General features: G+C 43.1%; 21 protein-coding genes and 1 pseudogene. 9 read left to right on the forward strand and 13 right to left on the reverse strand.

The window, feature by feature from the left end; genetic code table 11:
• Positions 1–43: 43 nt before the first annotated feature.
• On the reverse strand, positions 44–1,543 hold the full coding sequence (locus QFZ77_RS28805; protein ID WP_307444820.1) for an MDR family MFS transporter: 1,500 nt from the start codon (positions 1,541–1,543) through the stop codon (positions 44–46).
• 140 nt (positions 1,544–1,683) lie between these two features.
• On the opposite strand from QFZ77_RS28805, the gene QFZ77_RS28810 reads away from it, so the two are divergent.
• Both QFZ77_RS28810 and QFZ77_RS28815 read left to right on the forward strand, forming a co-directional pair.
• Entirely contained in the window at positions 1,684–2,340 is a 657-nt protein-coding gene (locus QFZ77_RS28810; RefSeq protein ID WP_307444822.1) for a TetR/AcrR family transcriptional regulator, read from the forward strand.
• A gap of 4 nt (positions 2,341–2,344) precedes the next feature.
• Positions 2,345–3,199 carry an AraC family transcriptional regulator gene (locus QFZ77_RS28815; protein WP_307444823.1) on the forward strand — a complete coding sequence of 285 codons (855 nt, stop codon included), beginning with the start codon at positions 2,345–2,347 and terminating at the stop codon, positions 3,197–3,199.
• An 80-nt stretch (positions 3,200–3,279) separates the two neighbouring features.
• Here QFZ77_RS28815 and QFZ77_RS28820 read toward each other — a convergent pair whose 3' ends face one another.
• Both QFZ77_RS28820 and QFZ77_RS28825 read right to left on the reverse strand, forming a co-directional pair.
• Positions 3,280–4,689, reverse strand: coding sequence for a HEAT repeat domain-containing protein (locus tag QFZ77_RS28820; protein ID WP_307444824.1), 1,410 nt, complete (start codon positions 4,687–4,689; stop codon positions 3,280–3,282).
• A 130-nt stretch (positions 4,690–4,819) separates the two neighbouring features.
• A complete protein-coding gene (locus tag QFZ77_RS28825; protein WP_307444825.1) occupies positions 4,820–5,707 on the reverse strand; it encodes a sugar phosphate isomerase/epimerase family protein in 888 nt (295 codons plus the stop codon).
• Positions 5,708–5,839: 132 nt separating this feature from the next.
• On the opposite strand from QFZ77_RS28825, the gene QFZ77_RS28830 reads away from it, so the two are divergent.
• The 3 genes from QFZ77_RS28830 to QFZ77_RS28840 all read left to right on the forward strand — a co-directional run bounded on the left by QFZ77_RS28830 (position 5,840) and on the right by QFZ77_RS28840 (position 8,388).
• Positions 5,840–6,757, forward strand: a complete 918-nt coding sequence (locus QFZ77_RS28830) for a helix-turn-helix transcriptional regulator (RefSeq protein WP_307444827.1) — start codon at positions 5,840–5,842, stop codon at positions 6,755–6,757.
• Between the two features lie 125 nt (positions 6,758–6,882).
• On the forward strand, positions 6,883–7,206 hold the full coding sequence (locus QFZ77_RS28835) for a UxaA family hydrolase (RefSeq protein ID WP_307444828.1): 324 nt from the start codon (positions 6,883–6,885) through the stop codon (positions 7,204–7,206).
• A gap of 21 nt (positions 7,207–7,227) precedes the next feature.
• On the forward strand, positions 7,228–8,388 hold the full coding sequence (locus tag QFZ77_RS28840; protein WP_307444830.1) for a UxaA family hydrolase: 1,161 nt from the start codon (positions 7,228–7,230) through the stop codon (positions 8,386–8,388).
• Positions 8,389–8,441: 53 nt separating this feature from the next.
• On the opposite strand, the gene trhA is transcribed toward QFZ77_RS28840, so the two are convergent.
• The 3 genes from trhA to QFZ77_RS28855 all read right to left on the reverse strand — a co-directional run bounded on the left by trhA (position 8,442) and on the right by QFZ77_RS28855 (position 10,908).
• Positions 8,442–9,086 (reverse strand): PAQR family membrane homeostasis protein TrhA, encoded by a 645-nt coding sequence (gene trhA, locus QFZ77_RS28845; RefSeq protein ID WP_307444832.1) that lies wholly within the window; start codon positions 9,084–9,086, stop codon positions 8,442–8,444.
• A 131-nt stretch (positions 9,087–9,217) separates the two neighbouring features.
• Positions 9,218–9,817: a glycerol-3-phosphate acyltransferase gene (locus QFZ77_RS28850; RefSeq protein ID WP_307444834.1), complete on the reverse strand. Its 600-nt coding sequence runs from the start codon at positions 9,815–9,817 to the stop codon at positions 9,218–9,220.
• On the reverse strand, positions 9,814–10,908 hold the full coding sequence (locus tag QFZ77_RS28855) for a glycosyltransferase family 2 protein (protein WP_307444836.1): 1,095 nt from the start codon (positions 10,906–10,908) through the stop codon (positions 9,814–9,816). Before QFZ77_RS28855 ends, QFZ77_RS28850 begins: the two co-directional genes overlap by 4 nt.
• 177 nt (positions 10,909–11,085) lie before the next feature.
• On the opposite strand from QFZ77_RS28855, the gene QFZ77_RS28860 reads away from it, so the two are divergent.
• Both QFZ77_RS28860 and QFZ77_RS28865 read left to right on the forward strand, forming a co-directional pair.
• Positions 11,086–11,259, forward strand: coding sequence for a hypothetical protein (locus QFZ77_RS28860; protein ID WP_307444837.1), 174 nt, complete (start codon positions 11,086–11,088; stop codon positions 11,257–11,259).
• Positions 11,260–11,304: 45 nt separating this feature from the next.
• Entirely contained in the window at positions 11,305–12,063 is a 759-nt protein-coding gene (locus tag QFZ77_RS28865) for a hypothetical protein (protein WP_307444839.1), read from the forward strand.
• Between the two features lie 315 nt (positions 12,064–12,378).
• Here the strand turns inward: QFZ77_RS28865 and QFZ77_RS28870 are convergent, their stop codons facing one another.
• Complete coding sequence (locus QFZ77_RS28870) at positions 12,379–12,546, reverse strand: hypothetical protein (protein ID WP_307444841.1); 168 nt, start codon at positions 12,544–12,546, stop codon at positions 12,379–12,381.
• Positions 12,547–13,068: 522 nt separating this feature from the next.
• On the opposite strand from QFZ77_RS28870, the gene QFZ77_RS28875 reads away from it, so the two are divergent.
• Together QFZ77_RS28875 and QFZ77_RS28880 are read left to right on the forward strand one after the other, a co-directional pair.
• Positions 13,069–14,106: a DUF3231 family protein gene (locus tag QFZ77_RS28875; protein WP_307444842.1), complete on the forward strand. Its 1,038-nt coding sequence runs from the start codon at positions 13,069–13,071 to the stop codon at positions 14,104–14,106.
• Positions 14,107–14,182: 76 nt separating this feature from the next.
• Positions 14,183–14,425: pseudogene (locus QFZ77_RS28880) on the forward strand (hypothetical protein); the annotation flags it as partial.
• Positions 14,426–14,938: 513 nt separating this feature from the next.
• Here the strand turns inward: QFZ77_RS28880 and QFZ77_RS28890 are convergent.
• The 6 genes from QFZ77_RS28890 to QFZ77_RS28915 all read right to left on the reverse strand — a co-directional run bounded on the left by QFZ77_RS28890 (position 14,939) and on the right by QFZ77_RS28915 (position 19,928).
• Positions 14,939–15,814, reverse strand: a complete 876-nt coding sequence (locus QFZ77_RS28890) for a hypothetical protein (protein ID WP_307444844.1) — start codon at positions 15,812–15,814, stop codon at positions 14,939–14,941.
• 379 nt (positions 15,815–16,193) lie between these two features.
• A complete protein-coding gene (locus tag QFZ77_RS28895) occupies positions 16,194–18,419 on the reverse strand; it encodes a heavy metal translocating P-type ATPase (protein WP_307444846.1) in 2,226 nt (741 codons plus the stop codon).
• A gap of 95 nt (positions 18,420–18,514) precedes the next feature.
• Entirely contained in the window at positions 18,515–18,718 is a 204-nt protein-coding gene (gene copZ, locus QFZ77_RS28900) for a copper chaperone CopZ (protein WP_307444848.1), read from the reverse strand.
• A gap of 17 nt (positions 18,719–18,735) precedes the next feature.
• Complete coding sequence (locus tag QFZ77_RS28905) at positions 18,736–19,068, reverse strand: metal-sensitive transcriptional regulator (protein ID WP_307443690.1); 333 nt, start codon at positions 19,066–19,068, stop codon at positions 18,736–18,738.
• A 103-nt stretch (positions 19,069–19,171) separates the two neighbouring features.
• Complete coding sequence (locus tag QFZ77_RS28910; protein ID WP_307444850.1) at positions 19,172–19,486, reverse strand: hypothetical protein; 315 nt, start codon at positions 19,484–19,486, stop codon at positions 19,172–19,174.
• The gene (locus tag QFZ77_RS28915) at positions 19,476–19,928 is read right to left on the reverse strand and encodes a MarR family winged helix-turn-helix transcriptional regulator (protein ID WP_307444852.1); all 453 of its coding nucleotides are present in this window, start codon (positions 19,926–19,928) and stop codon (positions 19,476–19,478) included. Before QFZ77_RS28915 ends, QFZ77_RS28910 begins: the two co-directional genes overlap by 11 nt.
• Positions 19,929–20,028: the final 100 nt, after the last annotated feature.

Below are 20,028 nucleotides of genomic sequence, written 5' to 3' on the forward strand. Positions count from 1 at the left end.
GCCTACCGATTATTCGGTAAGCTTCCTGGACGATAGTTCTTATTTAGTGTAGTCCTTCTAACACGACTTCTTGTTTCACAGCCTCATTAGGCTGTGTCTTGTCACGGCGAAGGAACAAGCCTAAGAATATCCCACAGATCGCAATAATGAGCATCACGTGGAAAGTCTGGCCAAACGCTTCGGGCGCTACAGCAAGCATAGCCTTTTGCTTATCAGCAGGACTGTTTATTAGAATATTCTTTGCAACAATCGATGAGTTCACGCGCGAGGAGAGAATTGTCACCAAGGTAGCTACTGCGAAAGAATTGATAACTTGCTGCATCGCACTAGTTAAAGAAGTAACTCGACTCACCAAATCATGCGGAGCTTTCTTAATCAGATGCGAATTAAGCGGCATCATCATAAGTCCCATACCCGAGCCAGCCATAATAAGCGGTAAAATTAAGTCATGTCCCTCTGTCGTTAGATCGACATGCGAATATTGAAAGATCGCACCTGAAACAAGACTGAGCCCAACAACAACTAACCAGCGAACTCCGATTTTATCAAATAAGTAACCGCCAATCGGCATCATGATGGCCGAAGCTAACGCTTGCGGGAATAACGTCATCCCCGTGTCGAACGCACCGTACCCGCGGGCTTGCTGAAGAAATTGCGGAAGCAGGAAAATGGCCCCGAACAAGCAGAATTGCAGTACCCACTGTACGAAAATACTGAAGGAAAAATCAACGGAGCGGAACACTCTCAGTTCAAGCAATGGGAGTTTGGATTTAAGTTCAACAATGATAAAGGCGATCAATGCGACCGTTCCAATGATGATGCCCCATAGCGTTTTATCGGAAGTCCAGCTTTCAGCACCTTGTGTGATCCCATACGATAATGATGCAAAGGCGATGGGTCCTAGAATCATACCCGGTAAATCAAAACCAGCTACCTTTTTACGAGCGACAGCCGGCAGTTTCCATAGTCCAAAGATAAAGCTGAAAATACCAACGGGAAGATTAATTAAGAAAATCCAATGCCAAGAATGGTACTCAACAAGCCATCCGGATAAGATAGGCCCGATCGCAGGCGCAAGCAAAATGGGCACACCCAGCATCCCCATCACTTGACCAATTTTGTTCGGAGGACTTAGCCGGAATACATAAGCCATAGCAACAGGCATAACGAATCCGCCGCCTAAACCTTGAAGGATACGAAAAAAAATCAACCACTCCGCGCTGTTCGGTGTTGCACATAAGACCGATGCAACGGTGAAAAGAACAACGGAGGTGAGGAATACGTTCTTCGCCCCAAATCGATCTGATAGCCATCCCGCAAGTGGAATGACTGCCGCTGTCGCCAGCATATAACCCGTTACGGTCCACTGAATGGTCGGTAAATCCGTTTTAAAATCCACAACCAGCTTCGACAATGCCACATTCATCGCAGTCGTGTCGAGGATAACCATAAATATACCCGATATGATGGCGATGAGCGGTACCAGAATGCTCGTAATCTTAAACTCCGGCTCCGCTTCGCCAGATGTTATGGGTTGACTCATGTTGTGTTCCTCCTTCACAATATGTATTCCATCGTGCTACAATAGTAACGGACAATTGTCCGCAACATCATATTACGGACAATTGTCCGGAATGTCAATTATTTCTTTTATTAAGGTTCGTTCTTATGGGAGGAGCAGGCATGAAACATCCAGATACCAATGAGAATACATCATTATATAGCCAAGATATGAATGCAATTCCACCTTGCGGCCGACGTGAAGAACGTGATTCGGAGTATCGCCGGCGTATTCTTACGTCTGCCAGAAGCCTGTTCGAAACCAATCAAATTGAATCCGTTACCATGCATCAGATTGCCAAAGAGTCAGGTGTTGGACAAGGTACTCTTTATCGCCGTTACGCCCATATTGGCGAGGTTTGCAGCGATCTGCTTCGTTCAACAACAACCCAATTTCTTGCTTCTCTGGAAGAGGGTCTTGCTGATCCCGCTCCCGAGGTTACAGCTATGAACCAATTGGCGGACACGATCGTGCGAATTGTTGATTTTGTGGACGATAAAGCCTCATTACTTTCCGTTATCAACACTATGTATACGGACAAACGAAGCTTCTATTTACACAAAAAGCCCATTTATATCCGACTTCACAGCATTGTCGCTCCTTTGATCACTCGTGCTGTAGAACAAGGGGAGATTGAACAGATCGATGTCAATTTGACGGTTAACACATTGCTTGCCTCCCTAACGCCAGAACAGTACTTGTATCATAGAGAAATTCTTGGCTATAACAAACAGCAATTTGTTGAGGGCATTTGCCGACTCTTCGTGAAAGGAATATGAGCCTATGAGAATAGAAATGAATCCTAGCCAGCTCACCTTCTGGAAGAAATATATGGCTAAAGCGAAGCTTGATTTATCCTTGGCTGCGTACACCAAGGTACTGAAATCCTGGAACGATGAGAACGCTTCCTGTCCGTTTAATCGCTTGTATTTTATTATCGAGGGAGAAGGCTTTGTAAAAATTGGGGATCAGACCTATTATCCGAAACCAGGTGAACTTTATCTGCTTCCAGCGGGGAGTGATCAAGCTTATGGAACCATAAGTGATCACACTTTCGGAAAATACTGGTGTCATTTCACGGCAAAAATCGGGGATTTGGATCTGTTTCAGATTTTGCAAACATCCGCTTTCATTACGATCAAAGATCCAGAAATTTTACAAAAAAAATTCGAACAACTAATAGAATATAATAAAAGTGAAAAGTTAACTTCCGCTTTTAGAGTCAATGCGATTATAAGTGAATTCATTGCCGAATTCATTGAACAAAGTGAAACCGTCAAGCTAAATCTAGCTTCTACCCCTACTTTCGAGAAAATGAATAGTGTGCTCCACTATATGGAAAAGCATATTGCTGACAACGTATCCATTGATACATTATCCCAAATTGCACACTATCACCCGAATTACTTTATTAATGCTTTTAAACAGTTTACGGGTTATTCACCTATTCAATATATGAACCATTTGCGCTCGGAAAAGGCCAAGGATTTACTCATGATGTCGGAATTAAATGTCTCACAAATTGCCGATTCGCTGGGAATGGAATTATCGTATTTTTCCCGCATGTTTCGAGAACAAACGGGTTTCACACCAACTTCTTTCCGTGATTTGAAGCCGAAAATGATCGATTACAATTGAAACTATGATGAAATGAAACATGGAAACAACGCAAAGAGGGCAAAAGTTAATTTGCCCTTTTTCTCAACCTATTTTGTCGTTTACGGGTAGAAAGCATTAGTCTTTGTCGTTGTAGGGCACCAGCGGGAATTAAGCAGAAACTTAATGAGCGTATTCTTAGCCCGCTCCGAACCGATATAATGCAGAGATTCCGCAGCATGAGCTCGAACATATCTGTTCTCATCATCCAATGCGATTTCCAACTGCGGCACAGCTGCTTCCGCTTGAGAGCCTAATCGTGACAAGGACAAGCTTGCCATGAAGCGAACTTGCGCGTTCTCATCTTGTAAGCATTTACCTAAGCTTGACACGATGTCATTCAGCGGTGTGTTCATGAATCCAAGTGCATCTACTACGGCGCAGCGAACAAGATCAGCTGGATGTTCGAGCAGCTTTATGAAAGTAGGAACGGCTTCTGCCGCTAACCCTCTTAATTCACCAAGAGCAAATATCGCATGTGTAACGATTTCAATATTTTCATGATGCAAAGCTGCAATTAGCCCGTTAACTGCCTCGCTTCCTGAAACTGATAATCCATAAGCGGAAATTCGCGATACTTGGCTATTCTCGCTATTTAATCCTTCGAGTAAAGCGTCCACACCCTGCTGCCCTCTTCGTGCCAGATCATAGGCCGCATTGATCGCTAGTGGTTCAAAACCATCCAGCTTAGCGGCTAACTCCTTAATCTGATCCGGATCAGATTCAGCTGTTCCGGCCAGACTGCCAATTTTACCAGACAGCCAGTTCCAAGTTTCTTCCCACATCAAATCATGCTCGGCTATTGGCAAATGTAAGTTGGCTGGTTTCTTCCATGCTGCCTCTTGATTATTCCAACTAGGTGCTTGCGGCAGCTCTGTACGCATGAATTCAAACTTCAGCATGTAGCGCGGCTGTCCTAACACATTAGGCGTGGAACGATGCCAAATATCATAATGGATCAGCGCAAAGGTACCCGCCTCGCCGCTTGCTAACACTTCCCCTTCTTGTTCATTGGATTCAAAAGTCCGAGTCTGGTAATTTTGCGTGCCTGGCATAACACCTGTCGGTCCTAATTCTACAGGCGTATCCTGTGGAAAATACATAATCATTGCCCAATTGGGGTGGTGATTGCGCATTCTGTTATATCCCCAATAGCTGTCCTTATGCCAGCCTCCAGCCGTTGCTGAAGCATTGAAATGCCCATGTCTATGTGCGTGCATCATATAGTTCGGCCCTAATACACTAGTTAAAGCACCTGTCACAACAGGGTGGTCAAATACTTTTTGCAGCTCACGAATGCGGGGTAGTAAATTATTGCCGGGGTTCCCCTCTTCCGCATAGACCGTGTTTAATTGTGCTAAAAGATTGCTGTGAAACTCGCTCGAAAAGTCAGTTTTGAGTAATAAACATCCATTTGTAATAAATTCTCTCATTTGCTCATCTGTCAATAATAAAGGTGTGTTTTCCTGCATGGCTGTTAGCCTCCTTGGCTTTAATGAATGCGGTAACAATGACCTTATTATAAGAAAGATGTCTCTGACTAAAAATAGACGATCTTAATCAGAGCTAGCACAAAACTAAGATGGAACAAGAAACGACTCATTAAACAGGGTTTGGAATGTAATCTCCGCCACGGCAGCGTTTTAAATAGTTCAAAGCATGCACCTGACCCGTCATCTCGAGCTCATCACGGTAGACAGGATCATGCCAGCCTTCAATGTCGATTGTACCTTGGTAGCCTGCCTGACGCAGAATCGTAATAATATCGGACCAATTCGTGTCCCCAAAGCCAGGTGTACGGTGCCAAACGAACTCTTTGCTCCCATGAACCCCATGTTCCCGAACAATATCCCACGCAATTGTCGCATCTTTGCCGTGGACGTGGAACACTTTATCGACCCATTTACGTAACTGCGGAATCGGATCGATTAAACTAACCATCTGATGGCACGGCTCCCATTCCAGACCAATGTTATCCGCCGGTACGGCATTAAACATTAGATTCCAGGCAGTTGGGTTATGGGCAATGTTCCAATCCCCTGTCTTCCACGTTCCGCCCATATCACAATTCTCGAAAGCAAGTCGCACACCGTGATCAGCGGCTCTCCGAGAAAGCTCACAAAACACTTCCTTGAACTTCGGTATGGACTCATCAATTGGACGATCCGGAATACGGCCGGTGAAACCGTTTACGATATCGGTACCAAATAGATGTGCATGATCAATAAGCCGCTCCCAGCTCGCGAGTGTATCCTTATTATCTCCTGTTCCCGTGAGTGGATTTCCGAATACACCTATCGTAGATATGACGGCGTCGTGCTCTGCCACAAAGTCGGCTACCCGCTTTGCCGTTTCTTTGAGATCGATATTCCCTGTTGTTTGCCAAAAGGATAAACTGTAGGATTCAAATCCGTGCTTGGCAATTTGGGGGATGATGCGAACGGCATCTCCGCCACCAACTAAAGTACCCACTCTAAGCTTCTTATTCATGATTGAATATCACTCCTATATTGGTATAAGATAAATGAATATGATCATTATAACTAGGAATATCAGCAAATTCTCTATCCTATCTTGCTCCAAATAGGTCTTATCTTGATACTTAGGAAAGTGAGGCAGCTCATGACGTACCCCCAAGATTTAATGGAAAAGACACCACTCTGGGATAGCAGCTATCCCATCCGCTTTTACCGAAACCGACCGCAGACGGCCGCAAAAGATGATAACATTCTCTATCTTCACTGGCATGAACATTTCGAGATCATTGATATGCAGGTTGGCAAAGCGATCTTTCATATTGATAGCCGTCCTTATGAGGCCCACGCTGGCGACCTGCTGTTCGTGCCCGCCGGAGCTTTACATGTTGGTTATAATGCAGCAGATGAAGAAATGGAGTACGTCGCTGTCGTGTTTAATGCTTCCTTGCTGCGGGTGATGCATCCGGATCCCGTCCACGAGCGGTATATCCTCCCATTTCTGGACGGGCGAGTTCCAATGCCTGCCAAATTATTTGCCGAGGATGAATTTGCTGCCCCTTACCGTCGACTTATTCGTGACTCTACGGCTGAATTCGAAAATAAAAATGCTGCTTACGAGCTCGTCATCAAACATAACTTTCAACTGCTCTTCGCGCTGCTATCTCGGCAATTTTTACCGGAGAAGTTCATAGATAAACCAGCTCCTGCCCGTCATTCGGAATCTTTCAAGCCGTTAATCCAGCATATTGAATCCCATATTGCCGAGCCATTGTCGGTTGAGCAGGCTGCACGGATGGTAAATCTGAACCCGTACCATTTTTGCAAAACGTTCAAGAAACTAACCGGACGTACCTTCGTAGATTATGTGAACTGGCTGCGAATCAACGAAGCTGATCGTTTACTTCGTGAAACGGAATGGACAGTAACTGAAATCGCCGAGCGAATTGGCTGCGGAAACGCTAACTATTTTACGAAACTGTACAAGAAATATAAGAGTTTTCCGCCATCTGACGTTAGGCGAAGACGGGAGTCCACTATGAAGTCAGTCCCCCCATTATCTTAGTCTTGTGCTAACATGCGTGAGAAAAGTCTCTATTCAATTCCATTCATCTTCCTTAAACTAGAAATGAAACTAAGCTGGATTCTTACAAAAACACTTAGTGCGAGCTTACTCTGAGGAGGGATCTAATGTCACATGACTTCATTCACGGGACAGATAGTCTTGTCATGAGCGAAAAGGACGATGTTGCGACCGTGCTGCGTGATATTCCGAGCGGTGATTCTATTCATTTCTATAAGGGCGCAAGTATGCAAACGCTATCATTGCTTGACTCTATTCCATTCGGACATAAGGTAGCCATCGCATTCATCAAACAAGGTGCCGAGGTCGTTAAATATGGGGATGTCATTGGTAAAGCTACCCAAGATATTCGAGCTGGCGAGCATGTTCATGTCCACAATATTGAAGGTATGCGCGGTCGTGGAGATCTACCGAAAACACATGAATCTTAAACTTGCCAAGGGGGCTGCGATATGACTACTATTATGGGTTATCAGAGAGAGAATGGGGACATCGGTATCCGAAATCATTTAATCATCATTCCGACCGTCATCTGTGCCAATCATGTCTGCAATCGAATCGCACAAATGGTACCCGGCGCGGTCGTGATTCCACATCAGCATGGCTGCAGTCAAATTGGGGATGACAAAAATAGAACCTTCGATGTCTTAGCAGGTACAGGGCAAAATCCTAATGTAGGAGCTGCTATCATTATTAGTTTGGGCTGCGAGGTCATCGATCCCACTGCTCTAGCCGATGCGATTAAAGCGACAGGCAAACCCGTGGAGGTTTTTGATATTCAATCCATCGGCGGTTCGGTTAAAGCCATTCAGCATGGGGCTGAAATTGCCAAAAGATTACTGGCCGATCTGGCCGAGGAGCCGAAGGTTCCGATCCCTTTGAATAAGCTGAAAGTAGCGGTGAAATGCGGCGGCTCGGATGCCACATCCGGATTAGCGTCCAATCCAGCTTTAGGTGTTGCCGCAGATAAATTAATGCATGTTGGGGGCAGTATCGTCATCGGGGAGACGACGGAAATCATTGGCGCTGAGCACATTCTGGCCAGCCGCTGCAATTCGACGGAAACAAGCGACAAGCTTTACGAAGCTATCGAGCGATTTGAAAAAGAGATTGAGCGCATGGGCGCCGATATGCGCGGCGGCAATCCAAGTCCCGGCAACATTGCTGGTGGACTTTCTACGATTGAAGAGAAATCACTTGGCTGTATCAGCAAATGCGGCACGCAGCCTATTCAAGATGTGATTGGTTACGCTGAACATATTCCAGAACATGGCTTATACTTTATGGATTCACCGGGAAATGACATCGAGTGTGTGTCCGGTATGGCTGCAGGCGGCGTACACATTGTCTGCTTCACGACGGGTCGCGGAACGCCAACGGGTTCAGCTGTTGTCCCCGTGATCAAAATTACGGCAAACAAATTCACCTATTCAAACATGGAAGACAATATGGATGTGGATGTGAGCAGCATGCTCGCTGGAACCTTAAATTTGGAGCAAGCTGGCGAACAAATCTGGCAGGAAATTTGCGAAGTGGCTGAAGGAAAACTGACCAAGGCAGAGATACTGGGCCATCAGGAATTCAGCATTAACCGTATCGGTCCCAGCTTATAGATCCAGATATTATGCAGATGTCTGCCTGCCGGACACTAGGCACATTTCCCCCTCTACAAAACGGCAGGCATCACATAAGCATACACAGCAATAAAATGGCAGCTGCTTCCTGCAAGCACAAACAAATGCCAAATAGCATGATGATATCTTAACCTACGCCAAAGAAAGAACGGCACGCCAAAGCTGTAAAATGCGACTCCGAATAATAACCAAGCTAGAGCCATCGAGGGAAGAAGTTCACTTAGTGGCCCTATCAATGAAACCATGAAGCCACCCATCAATAAATACATAAGCAGGCCCCAAGGCATAAACCGCCTTATGATCAAATGAACATAGCGCACGCCTCCGAAAGCTAGTCCCCATATCAACAGCAGCAAAGTGTAACCTAGCGTTCCTTGCAAGGTAATCAGTAGGAATGGCGTATACGAACCCGCAATGGCAATAAAGATAGCCGAATGGTCCATGACTTCAAAGCGTTCGCCCCATTTCTTCGAGCGAGAGCAATGCAGCAGGGTCGAGGACAGATATAGCAGGCAAAAGGATATCCCATAAATCGCATTGCTAACGATATAGGCAAGATCTTCGAACAGAACAGAACGTTGTAAAAGTAAAAAAAGACCGAAGGCACTCAGCGCCGCGCCCAAGCCGTGGCTTAATGCGTTTAACCGTTCTTCCCTCAGTGCTATGCTATCTTCCATTCAGGTTCACTCCTTTCTGCTTAGCTCCTAGTTTTTCCTAACGTGAAGCCTAGTATGTAATCACTCTGCCCTGTTTATGAGAACAAAAAAATGGATCCCAGCATCAAGGCCGAGATCCATTTTTTATTTTTTCATCGCCTCTTTAAATAGACAGCAAGCTCATATCTATGGGTATATGCAAGCAGCAGAAAATTCCCTAACCATACCCAAATGATTACACTCGAATAATCCCTCATATACAAATAGACACCTACCAACAGAAAACCGACAACGACCTGCGAGCCGTCTGCCTCAGTCGATGTAGACTTTCCTCTGTTAATCACCTTGATTGCACTCTGTAAAATGGCCAAAACCACAGCAAAAACAAGCGAAACTTCAAAGCTGGATAATGCACTCCATACGCCGAAGGTTACAGCGATTGCTTTGCCCCCTTTCCTCTTAAGGAATGGAGAAAAGGCATGCCCGATAATCGGAGCCAATGCGATGGAAATGACGGAGTATCCTTGAACATTTTCATTCCGCAATACTAAAAGAAGGATAAGATATCCTTTTAAAAAGTCGAGAATAATACCTACCATACCAAGCTTATAACCAGCTGCCTTCCACAGATTTAGAGCCCCCGGATTCCCGTCACCAACCGTCTTTAAGTTTTTTTTGGCGATAAGGCCAAGCCAGTAAGAAAACATGAAAGATCCTGATAGAAAGGCACAAACCGTCCAAACAATGGTCATTGCCCCCTCCTGCTTCCTACCTTAACGTGCCGTCCTTTCCATGACACATGTCCAAGGAATACGACCTGATAAACGGAATACAGCATGACGAAGATGAAAAATAACGTTGAGAGGACATGCAAAACAGGCATAATGATTCCAAATCTACCAACATGTTTAATGAAATAAAACAACTGAAGCATGTATAAGAGATATCCGATGAAAAGTGGCAGTGCCCACGAAGTGTTGATTAATAGGAAGAAAGTTTCTGAAACAATCAGCCCGACAACCCAAATGGCAACAAGAAGGATCGTGCCCGGACTTAACGTTGATGTGCTTAGGACTGCTCCTTTACCGAAGCCTTGAACCTCGCTTTTGATCCCTTGTGGATACATACGAAAAGAAACCAGGCCTCGCCCGATAAAATTCGTCACTTGAATCCCGGCATTCCTATAGGTGGCCCCAAGGTTCAAATCATCCAACATCTCCGACTTGATGCTTTCATGTCCCTTGATTTCCTCATAATCTTCCCTAGTCGTTAAGATACAAGAGCCATACAGACCTTTTTTCGGATTTTTCTTTTCAAAAGGGGACGTAAAAGCGAATACACCAAGAACATTAAAGATCAGCGCCAGTCTTTCAACAAACTTCTCCGTATAATGGAAGGGAACGACAGAAACGACGCCTCCCGCTTTATTTCTCGCCTTAACCAATGCCTCCAGTGCACGTGGAGCTAAGCGAATATCCGCATCAAGAAAGGCAATTAGATCACCCGAAGCATGCAAATACCCGTTCCATACAGCCCAGTTTTTACCCGTCCATCCCTGCGGGAGACTTGTGTTGCTAATCACAGTAACCCCGTAGCTTTCAGCAATTTCCTTCGTATCGTCCTCCGAAAAATCATCAACAACGATAATTTCAAAGGGTTCCAGGGTTTGTACCTTGAGTGCATGGAGGAGATGAGGCAAATTGCATGCTTCATTCCTGGCAGGGATTATGATAGACAGCTTCACATTTCCCGGAACTTGTTCCTGATTGACGCTGATCACATTTTTTCTAAATAAAAAGAAACCACATAGACATCCGATGATAAATAATACATATATCGTCACCCTCGAACCTCCTCCTTCGATTCCCTCATAACGGATGGATAAAAGTGCTGCCTTTACAAAATGGAGAACAGGTTGTATTGATATATATGAACTTGGGGGTGATTTTAAGCCACAAGCGAACATTTCAGCAATTGTGTTATAATGTTCAATATCAAATTACTGGAGGCACAATGGCATATGAAAATATATGTTATCCTCTCCTTCGATGGCGAAGGAATGGAAAATGTTTATGTTGGCGCAGATGAGGAAAAAGCACTTTCTCTGAAGCCGGCTGACTTTGAAAACGGCGAGGCCCTTTTCGTAGAGATTTGGGAAGACGGGGAGAAAACCGACGATTACCGCTTAGAATAACTAGCGATACATACTTCAAACAAATAATAGAAAGGCGGAGATATCATGGTCCATGCGTTTACCATCCAGCCCCCTACGTATAACACTTTCGAAGACGAGAGCGAGCAGCTCGAACAATGTAAAGAATGGGGCTTGCTTTCAGAGAAAGCAGCGAAAACAAAGGCATTCTTCTACAAGGGGAATGGCTTGAATCTGCCATGCGGCATTCTTGGTTTTGTGGATAAAATGACCGCTGTCATTGAATTCGACAACAAGCAGCTGCACTGTATCCACCCCTCTTACCTGAAGGAAATGCAAGCTGCCAATTACAGCCAGAGGGGTGCAGGAACCGCTGACTCCACAGAGGCGGAAGTCTTAGAGCTTGAGACTTTGCAAGAAGATGCACCAGCTACCGTAGAAGCTAGTATGGAAGCTACAGATGAAGCTAGTGTTGAGGAGCTTGAAGTTAAAAGGGTCCCCAAAGAGCCGAAAAAAGAGAAAGTCAAAAAAGAAAAAGCTCCAAAGCTTCAACTTCCCGAAGAAAAAGTGAAAATGATCGCTACAGTAAAGGAATTTACAACTGTACCGAACAATTTTTCTGATACTGAAGATGAAGTCGTTATCTACGAAGCTGTTTCCATGAAAGAACCAGAAATGGAGATCGGCGAAGCCTGGTCCAGCCACAGTGCCACACTTAAGAAAATGGAACTGGAAATCGGGGACAAGCTATCTTTCGAATGTAAAATTGTAGCAAAGAAGCTCTCGAAACATCCGGTACCTTACAAAATCAATAATCCTGCTAAATTACAAAAGGTAACATCCTGACTTGATATCTTGAAAACATGTAAAGTTGTACTTTGTACAACTTTATTGAATCCATGTAGCGTTATCCTCGCCAATGTTGTAATTAATGCAACAATTCGCATACTTTCCTTTTGACTGCCTCTCGGCAGTCATTTTTGCGTCATCAGAAGATGTGCTTCCGTTCCGATTAATAAATAAGTAGCCAAAAGCACTCCAAACCCTGAATCTTTTGTGCTACACTGGCCCATATGTTCACGCAACCAAAGGATGGGCAATTCATAACCGTGAGCTGACAAAAGAGCAGATTGATTAGCTGGGATCACCATTCAATTCACTCTAATGCATCTTCCTTCTATCTTCCAATTCCTTCTTCAGTGCGTGTTCAACGGATTCTGCAAGGATATCGAACTTCTCTGCAACGGTGTACGTCAGGATCTTTCCACAATGGATGCAGCGCTGCATTTGAATATCTGTGACTTTCGAACAATTGGTGCATTTAATCATCGTATGTAGACCACCTTTGTAAAAATCATAACTCTATTATACATATATACTTCAAAAAGCCACCTATTTACCTAACCAAGTGAACACCACAGGTGACACCCAGACTAACCAGATAACGGTAAGCGATGCTCATACGATCGCTCTTTAAATGTAATTCAGCTTGGAGATCCAAGGGTAGTTCCTCCGGCTTTTGATTTTGAAGTATTTCAATACTGGAATCCACTCCGAAGCAAGAACTAAATCATTGAGCATAAGCTAGACCGGTGTTCATGTTAGTTGAATGGTGAATGTGTTTTGAAGTATTGATACACTACCTTTATTCCATCCTCAATTTCTTCTTTCTCATATGGAATTACCTCATATGATTCATAGACACTTCTCCAGAATTTTCCCAATATTCAGCGTAAGCATCTGTCTATCACCAAATATAACTGCCCTTAGTTTAATAGCAAAAAGAGACCCGGAATATAATTTACAATGGAGGAAAATACTAAACGAAAATTTGATTAGGGAGTTTTTATCATGGAAACGATTAAACCTATTAAAATAAGTTCAACTAAATCGAATACCAGTGAAAAACTAACATCAGCAGAAATGGGTAAACTTTGGGCAACATATCTGGGAAACAGCATGTCAAAATGTATATTAAGCTATTACCTTCAACACGTTGAGGATGAAGATATTAAAACTTTATTAGAGAATGCATTAAAATTAAGCGTAGAATTCATGAAAACAACGGAAGATATTTTCAAGAAAGAAAATTTCCCGATTCCTAAAGGTTTTTCAGATGAAGACGTTAACCTTGGTGCTCCTCGTTTATTTGAAGATGAATACTATGTTCATTACTTGAAATATGCAGCTAAAGCAGGAATGAGTATTTATAACGTAGCCGTACCGCTTGTTCATAGGAAAGATGTAAAAGAGTTTTTTATTTATTGCATGGATTCCACCATGGCTTTGATAGAACAAATCAACGATATATTAATGAATAAAGGATTAATCATTAAACCACCTATTATTCCAGTTCCAGATAAAGTAGAATTTGTTCATCAAGATTTTTTAAATGGTTTTTTTGGACATGTACGACCTTTACACGCATTAGAAATTGCCCATTTGTATGATAATATTGAAAACAATGTAACAAGCAAAGCATTAATCATGGCATTTAGCCAAGTAGTAAAATCGGAAAAAATTCGAAAATTGTTTATAGTAGGTAAGGAAATGACTCATAAACACATCGAACAATATATGGAAAAACTACATAATGAAAATTTACCTTCACCATCGTTTCTTGACCATTTGGTTACAACATCAACATTTTCTCCATTTTCGGATAAGTTAATGCTGTTTCATAAGATTGACATGTTTTCAATGAAAATTAGAGCGTTTGGAAATTCTGCGGCCGTAAACGGAAGACATGATATGGGAGTCCTCTATGCAAAGTCATTACTGAAAATCTCATCATTTGTTGAAGATGCAGCAAAAATTTTGATTGAGAACGGTTGGATGGAGCAACCACCCTATGCGGTTAATAGAGATAAGATAGCGTCTGAAAAATAATTATTCAATGTTCCTGAATATCTAAACATTTTGTGTTCTAAATATTCCATAAGAAAAGGGTAGACAAATGTGAATAGTTCGATCTCATTTTAATGAAATAATCTTGCTTAGTTTTGACGGTGAAATTGGAAAAGCCATTGATCACACTGAATACCAATGGCTTATGTTTTATCCTTGTATATATTTTTTTGCCATATGGGACGCGTATAAAGATGCAGGTGGAGATAAGGAACCATACTCTTTCTTACCGTTTCTTCTTTCAGCATGTTTTGTTTCCGTGGGACTAATGTATTCAGCGAAAATAAAATTATTTGGAATATGATGTGTCCTTAGATCAGCCGCTTAAGCCGGGCATCAATCATCTGACTGCCGTATGTAGTCATCCGAATCCCGGTCCATGATCGTAATGCTTAATGTTTGGGTGATGGTGGTTGAATTAGGCCGTTTTTCTAATAGTAACGCAAGGTATGAGCGGTGATGCCGGTAAGGTTAGAAATGGCTTGAATACTCAAATATTTTTCCATAGAGTAAGTTTACATCTTAGAGTGCGCTCTAAGTCAATAGAGCCACGATAAAAACGATGCAAAAATCACATTTGCATCCGGATTGGCTCGCCGCAGTAACGCTTTTATCCTTGCCATCATTTCGTTAGGATCAAATGGTTTCTCCAAGTAATCCTCTGTGCCAAGGTCGAAACCTTTAAGCTTGTCTTAGCTTTCGACTTAAAAGACGCCTAAACTCCTGGTGAGCGTCTTGTCATTTAATCATTAGCTTTCTTTGGCCACCTATGTATATAAATGCCCAGTTTTCCGAGAAAACTGGGCATTTATCATTACGGTACTTTTACAACAAACGGTACAGTAAATACTTTACCGTTCTGCTGGAATTGTCCCCAAATCTTATATACGCCGCTATGCGGGAACGTCGTCATAAATTTGGCATCCGGTCCTGACGCCTTTTCATCTGTCGGATGCACGTGCAGATAATTTTCTGCATCTTGGGTTAAGATTACGACGTGTCCAACTGCTCCTAGGTAAGGCTGTAGGTCTGTTACAGGCTGCTTCGACTGAGCGTCTTTAATATTGAAGTTCAAGTTTAGTTCCATGCCTGCCATAAGGTGATCAATCGAAAGCGTTACTTCCTTACCGTCCACCACTTTAGTTAATGTTGCATCAGGTTCTATTGATTTTTGAGCAGGCAGTTCTCCTTGAACCGTAATCCATTGGCTCTTACTCATGGCTCCCATACCCGTAGGAGTGATATCGGCGATCACCTTGAATTCACCTGCAGTCGGAAATTGTGTGGTAATGGTAAACTCACCGTTTCCTTTGTAATCGGGGTGAATGTGGTTAAAGTAAGATAAATCTTTGCTGACAATGATAAAGTGCATCTGTTTTTCATGTACAATATCAAATTTATCAATCGATTTGCCGTCTTTATCCTGAATTTTAATCGTAATCGTTGAATCTTGGTTCGGCATTGTCTTATCACTAGAAAGCTTAAACTGCGCTTGGACATTTCCTGCTTGTGTGGAAGCTGCCTCTTTTGCCATGCCGCTATGATCCATTCCCGCTGTACCGCCTTGCGTGGCATTATTCGTTGATCCTGACGTCCCGCTATGCGAAGAATGGTCCATCGAACTGCCTGATTTTCCACATGCCGTCAAGAGCGCGGCTGTAAGTAAAATTGAAATCGCTACTTTTTTCATGATTTCCTCCTATTGTTCTTAAGGGGCCCCCTCAAATAATGTCTAAACTCTTATCGAAGCAATTCGGGAAGAATGACCGCTTTGCATCTCTACAGATGTTCCTTCACCAACCTGACTTTCCATTCAGATGGTTCCTCCATGTGCTTCCACCTGTTTTTTTACAATCGTTAATCCAATCCCACATCTTCATTCATACCAATCCCAGTATCCGATACAATAATAACCACCGCGTGTTTCGCTCGTTCCGAGCGCACAACCCGCATAGCCGATTTTTAAGGGGTTGGCGTTTCGATCCCTGAGATCGCTTTGTTTAATGCTTCAGCCATTTCAAGCCCTGCATCTTCTGCTCCACGGCAAAAGTTACACGCATGAATGCCGATTATAACTTCACTCTCTGCAAGCGTAAGGCGTTTAACACAACGGATACCGAGCTTAGTGCCATAGCAGCACCGGCTACCCAGGGTGCCAAAAGTCCAAGTGCCGCAATCGGAATCCCGAGCGTATTGTAACCAAGTGCCCAAAACAGGTTCTGTTTAATGTTCGTCATTGTTTTACGGCTCATATAAATGGCGTCTGTAATGCTTGTAAGTTCTCCGCGCATCAGTGTCACGTCTGCTGCTTCCATCGCAATGTCAGTGCCGGTGCCGATAGCTATGCCGACGTCTGCAGTTGCAAGAGCAGGAGCATCGTTGATACCATCACCCACCATGGCCACTATCTTTCCTTGTCCTTGAAGTTTCTTCACTTCTTCGGCTTTGCCTTCCGGAAGAACTTCCGCGAGAACATGATCGATGCCAACTTGCTGCGCTATTGCATGTGCTGTTCGTTTGTTGTCACCTGTCATCATGATGACCTCGATGCCCATTTGTTTTAAGCGAGAAACTGCTTCTTTTGATGTGTCTTTGATCGTATCCGCTACGGCTACCATACCTGCGTACTTATTATCCACCGCTGCGAGCATAGCGGTTTTACCTTCCGATTCGAGCTTTTCCATAGCAGTATCTGCTTTACCGAAATCGATGGCTACACGCTGCAGAAGCTTACGGGTTCCTACTAACACTTCCTTGCCTTCTACGATGGCTCGAATTCCGTAGCCGGGAATGGCTTCAAACTGCTCTGTAGCGGTAAGTATGATACCTTTAGCAACAATCCCAGCAACAATCGCCTCAGCAAGCGGGTGCTCTGACTGTTTTTCGGCTGAGCCGATTAGTCTAAGAATTATATCTTCTTCATCCACGTTTTCAATTTGAACGTCTGTAAGTTCCGGTTTGCCTTTAGTTACCGTACCCGTTTTATCAAGCACGATGATTTGCACTTTTTGCATCGATTCTAAATGTTCCCCGCCCTTAAACAGGATGCCAAATTCCGCCGCGCGACCGGATCCGGCCATAATCGATGTCGGTGTTGCAAGACCTAAAGCACAAGGGCAAGCAATGACAAGGACAGCAATAGCTTTTTCCAACGCAGTTGCAAACTCACCAGGAGCAACCCAGATATACCAAATCAGAAATGTTACAACAGCAATTCCTACAACAATCGGGACAAAAATACCCGAAATCACATCAGCGATACGTTGAATAGGCGCTTTAGAGCCTTGGGCTTCTTCTACAACTCTAATAATTTGAGCAAGAGCTGTCTCTTTACCAACACGAGTTGCTTTAATTTTTAAGCTGCCGTTTTTATTAACTGTAGCGCCAATAACGGTGTCACCAGCTTTTTTCTCAACAGGGATACTTTCCCCAGTTAGCATGGATTCATCAACAGCGGACAAACCTTCTACAACTTCACCGTCGACTGGAATTTTCTCACCCGGTTTTACAAGAACAATATCCCCAATGATAACTTCTTCAACCGGTATAGCCATTTCTTCACCATTCCGAATGACTAACGCTGTTTTCGCTTGAAGCCCCATCAATTTCTTGATGGCTTCAGAAGTTCGTCCTTTCGCCAACACCTCAAACAGTTTACCTAAAATAATCAAAGTAATAAGAATTGCGCTTGTCTCGTAATACATATCTGGCGCATGGTGATGGGCATCAGCAGAAGCTGCCCACTGCAGCGTTAGGTATAAACTATAGAAGTACGCGGCTGATGTTCCGAGAGAAACAAGCACATCCATATTGGCGCTTTTATTACGAAGGGCTTTGTATGCCCCTACGTAAAACTGCCAGCCGATAATAAACTGTACTGGTGTGGCAAGCACAAGCTGCACCCAAGGGTTCATCAAGAACTCTGGTAAGTAAATCCACGATGTAAATGTAAAGTGGCTCACCATTGCCCATAGAAGTGGTAACGAAAGGATTGCCGATACCGCTAAATGTATTTTCTTGTGGCGTATCTCTTTTTGCTTATAATCGCCCTTCGATGCTTCTTCTTCTTTACGCATGGCTTTGTATCCCAGTTGATCAACTTTGTTAACCATATCGCTTACAGAAATTTCGGTAGCGCTAAACTCAACATGGGCAGTTTCTAATGCAAGGTTAACAGTTGCTTTACTGACCCCTGGCATTTTATTTAAGCCTTTCTCAATTCGTGTTGCGCATGCCGCACATGTCATACCCGTAATTTGCAGACTTGCCTGTTGCTGTTCTAATGGTTTCTCCATTTCATACCCTCCTACACCTATATACCCCTGTGGGGTATATTTTTTTCAAAAAAAAAGGTGTTACATTGGAGCCGCATGAAGCGGCTCAATTATCTTTATTTCGCAACGTCATAGCCTTGATCTTCAATTGCTTCTTTAATGACGTCCAAAGAAACTTGAGACTCATCGAAATCTACAGTTACGGATCCACCACTCAAATCAACTTTGCCGGAAGCACCAAGTTTCTTAACTGCGCCTTCAACGGAATTCACGCAATGACCGCAGGACATACCCTCAACTTTGAGTGTAACTGTTTGCATTCCTAATCTCTCCCTTATTATTTCATCAATTTATTCATGGTAACCATGAGTTCTTTAATAACCTCATTATCGCCTTCTTGAATGCGTTCGATCACACAGCTGTTTAGATGATGCTCGAGAAGCAGTTTCCCAACACCGTTTAAAGCTGACTGAACCGCGGCGATTTGATTTAACACATCGTCACAATACGTATCCTTCTCAATTAGACCTTTCACACCGCGAATTTGTCCTTCGATGCGATTGAGCCTAGAAATTAAATTATTTTTTGTTTTATCAGAATGATGACTTTTTCGATCACTGCCCGAATGACAACTGTCCTCATTTAATTCTTGTTTATCATGTTGTTCCATTGCCTTTCCCCCTCACATTCAAAATATACCATACCCCCATACCCTATATCAAGCCCTTTTTAAGATTTTTTTCCATAAAAATAATTGGGTCTGCCTATAGAGATTACCAGCCAAACTTCACAAGTGTATACATGATAAAACCTAATGAAATCGCGGCAGAGAGAATAGTCATAATAACCACCCAGGGTACCTTAGACTTGTGTTTAAATAAACGATACATCGATACAAGCATCGTTATAATGGTTACAATGATCATGATACGTCTAATCCATAATGCTGCTGACATTGTCGCCATCATATTCGTTGAGCCGCCCAAGAGAAGTAAAATCCCCATATGAAGCCAGTGATGGGATGAAGCCAGAAAAGAAAAAATAAGCGATAATATACTTGTAGCTGTTTGACTTTTTTTATATTTCATCCTGTGTCCCCTTGTTTTTTAATAGAGCTTCTGTAAATTTTTCAAATCCCTGATGAACCAGTTGTTGATCAGCTTTTGTCATGTGTTGCAAAACATTTTGATAAAATCGAATGGACTGCTGACGAACCTGCTCAATTGTCCGTTCACCTTTTTCCGTAAGAGAAATTAACATTTCTCTTCGGTTTTTTTCGTTGATTTCACGGCGTACAAAGCCTCCTTTTACAAGCCCATCAACAAGTCGGCTTACTGAACTTCGTTCTAGATGCAGCCTATCTGCTAATTCACCAAGTATTAGAGTGGAGCTCTCCACTTCTTGTAGAGCATATACCTGTGATACTGAAAGTTGAAATCCACATGGGGTTACGGTTTGTTCTAATAAACCAAAAAGCCTAATAAATTTTTGTACATTCAATCGAAGTTCCAAAATATCGTTTATTTCCAAAATAACCAACCCCTTATGTGTATAATACATATATTGTATTGTACACATAAAATCCGATAATGGAAATAAAGTGTAATGAAAATACAGATTATCCCCCATG

This window comes from Paenibacillus sp. V4I3 (assembly GCF_030817215.1).
Classification (GTDB): Bacteria; Bacillota; Bacilli; order Paenibacillales; family NBRC-103111; genus Paenibacillus_E.

Bases quoted from the DNA above. Each gene is read 5' to 3' on its own strand.
- QFZ77_RS28875 (WP_307444842.1), top strand. From the start codon at position 13,069: ATGGAAACGATTAAACCTATTAAAATAAGTTCAACTAAATCGAATACC.
- QFZ77_RS28830 (WP_307444827.1), top strand. From the start codon at position 5,840: ATGACGTACCCCCAAGATTTAATGGAAAAGACACCACTCTGGGATAGC.
- QFZ77_RS28820 (WP_307444824.1), bottom strand. From the start codon at position 4,689: ATGCAGGAAAACACACCTTTATTATTGACAGATGAGCAAATGAGAGAA.
- QFZ77_RS28805 (WP_307444820.1), bottom strand. From the start codon at position 1,543: ATGAGTCAACCCATAACATCTGGCGAAGCGGAGCCGGAGTTTAAGATT.
- QFZ77_RS28860 (WP_307444837.1), top strand. From the start codon at position 11,086: ATGAAAATATATGTTATCCTCTCCTTCGATGGCGAAGGAATGGAAAAT.
- QFZ77_RS28910 (WP_307444850.1), bottom strand. From the start codon at position 19,486: ATGAAATATAAAAAAAGTCAAACAGCTACAAGTATATTATCGCTTATT.
- QFZ77_RS28835 (WP_307444828.1), top strand. From the start codon at position 6,883: ATGTCACATGACTTCATTCACGGGACAGATAGTCTTGTCATGAGCGAA.
- QFZ77_RS28870 (WP_307444841.1), bottom strand. From the start codon at position 12,546: ATGATTAAATGCACCAATTGTTCGAAAGTCACAGATATTCAAATGCAG.
- QFZ77_RS28840 (WP_307444830.1), top strand. From the start codon at position 7,228: ATGACTACTATTATGGGTTATCAGAGAGAGAATGGGGACATCGGTATC.
- QFZ77_RS28865 (WP_307444839.1), top strand. From the start codon at position 11,305: ATGGTCCATGCGTTTACCATCCAGCCCCCTACGTATAACACTTTCGAA.
- QFZ77_RS28905 (WP_307443690.1), bottom strand. From the start codon at position 19,068: ATGGAACAACATGATAAACAAGAATTAAATGAGGACAGTTGTCATTCG.
- QFZ77_RS28850 (WP_307444834.1), bottom strand. From the start codon at position 9,817: ATGACCATTGTTTGGACGGTTTGTGCCTTTCTATCAGGATCTTTCATG.
- QFZ77_RS28815 (WP_307444823.1), top strand. From the start codon at position 2,345: ATGAGAATAGAAATGAATCCTAGCCAGCTCACCTTCTGGAAGAAATAT.
- QFZ77_RS28825 (WP_307444825.1), bottom strand. From the start codon at position 5,707: ATGAATAAGAAGCTTAGAGTGGGTACTTTAGTTGGTGGCGGAGATGCC.
- copZ (WP_307444848.1), bottom strand. From the start codon at position 18,718: ATGCAAACAGTTACACTCAAAGTTGAGGGTATGTCCTGCGGTCATTGC.
- QFZ77_RS28890 (WP_307444844.1), bottom strand. From the start codon at position 15,814: ATGAAAAAAGTAGCGATTTCAATTTTACTTACAGCCGCGCTCTTGACG.
- QFZ77_RS28895 (WP_307444846.1), bottom strand. From the start codon at position 18,419: ATGGAGAAACCATTAGAACAGCAACAGGCAAGTCTGCAAATTACGGGT.
- trhA (WP_307444832.1), bottom strand. From the start codon at position 9,086: ATGGAAGATAGCATAGCACTGAGGGAAGAACGGTTAAACGCATTAAGC.
- QFZ77_RS28810 (WP_307444822.1), top strand. From the start codon at position 1,684: ATGAAACATCCAGATACCAATGAGAATACATCATTATATAGCCAAGAT.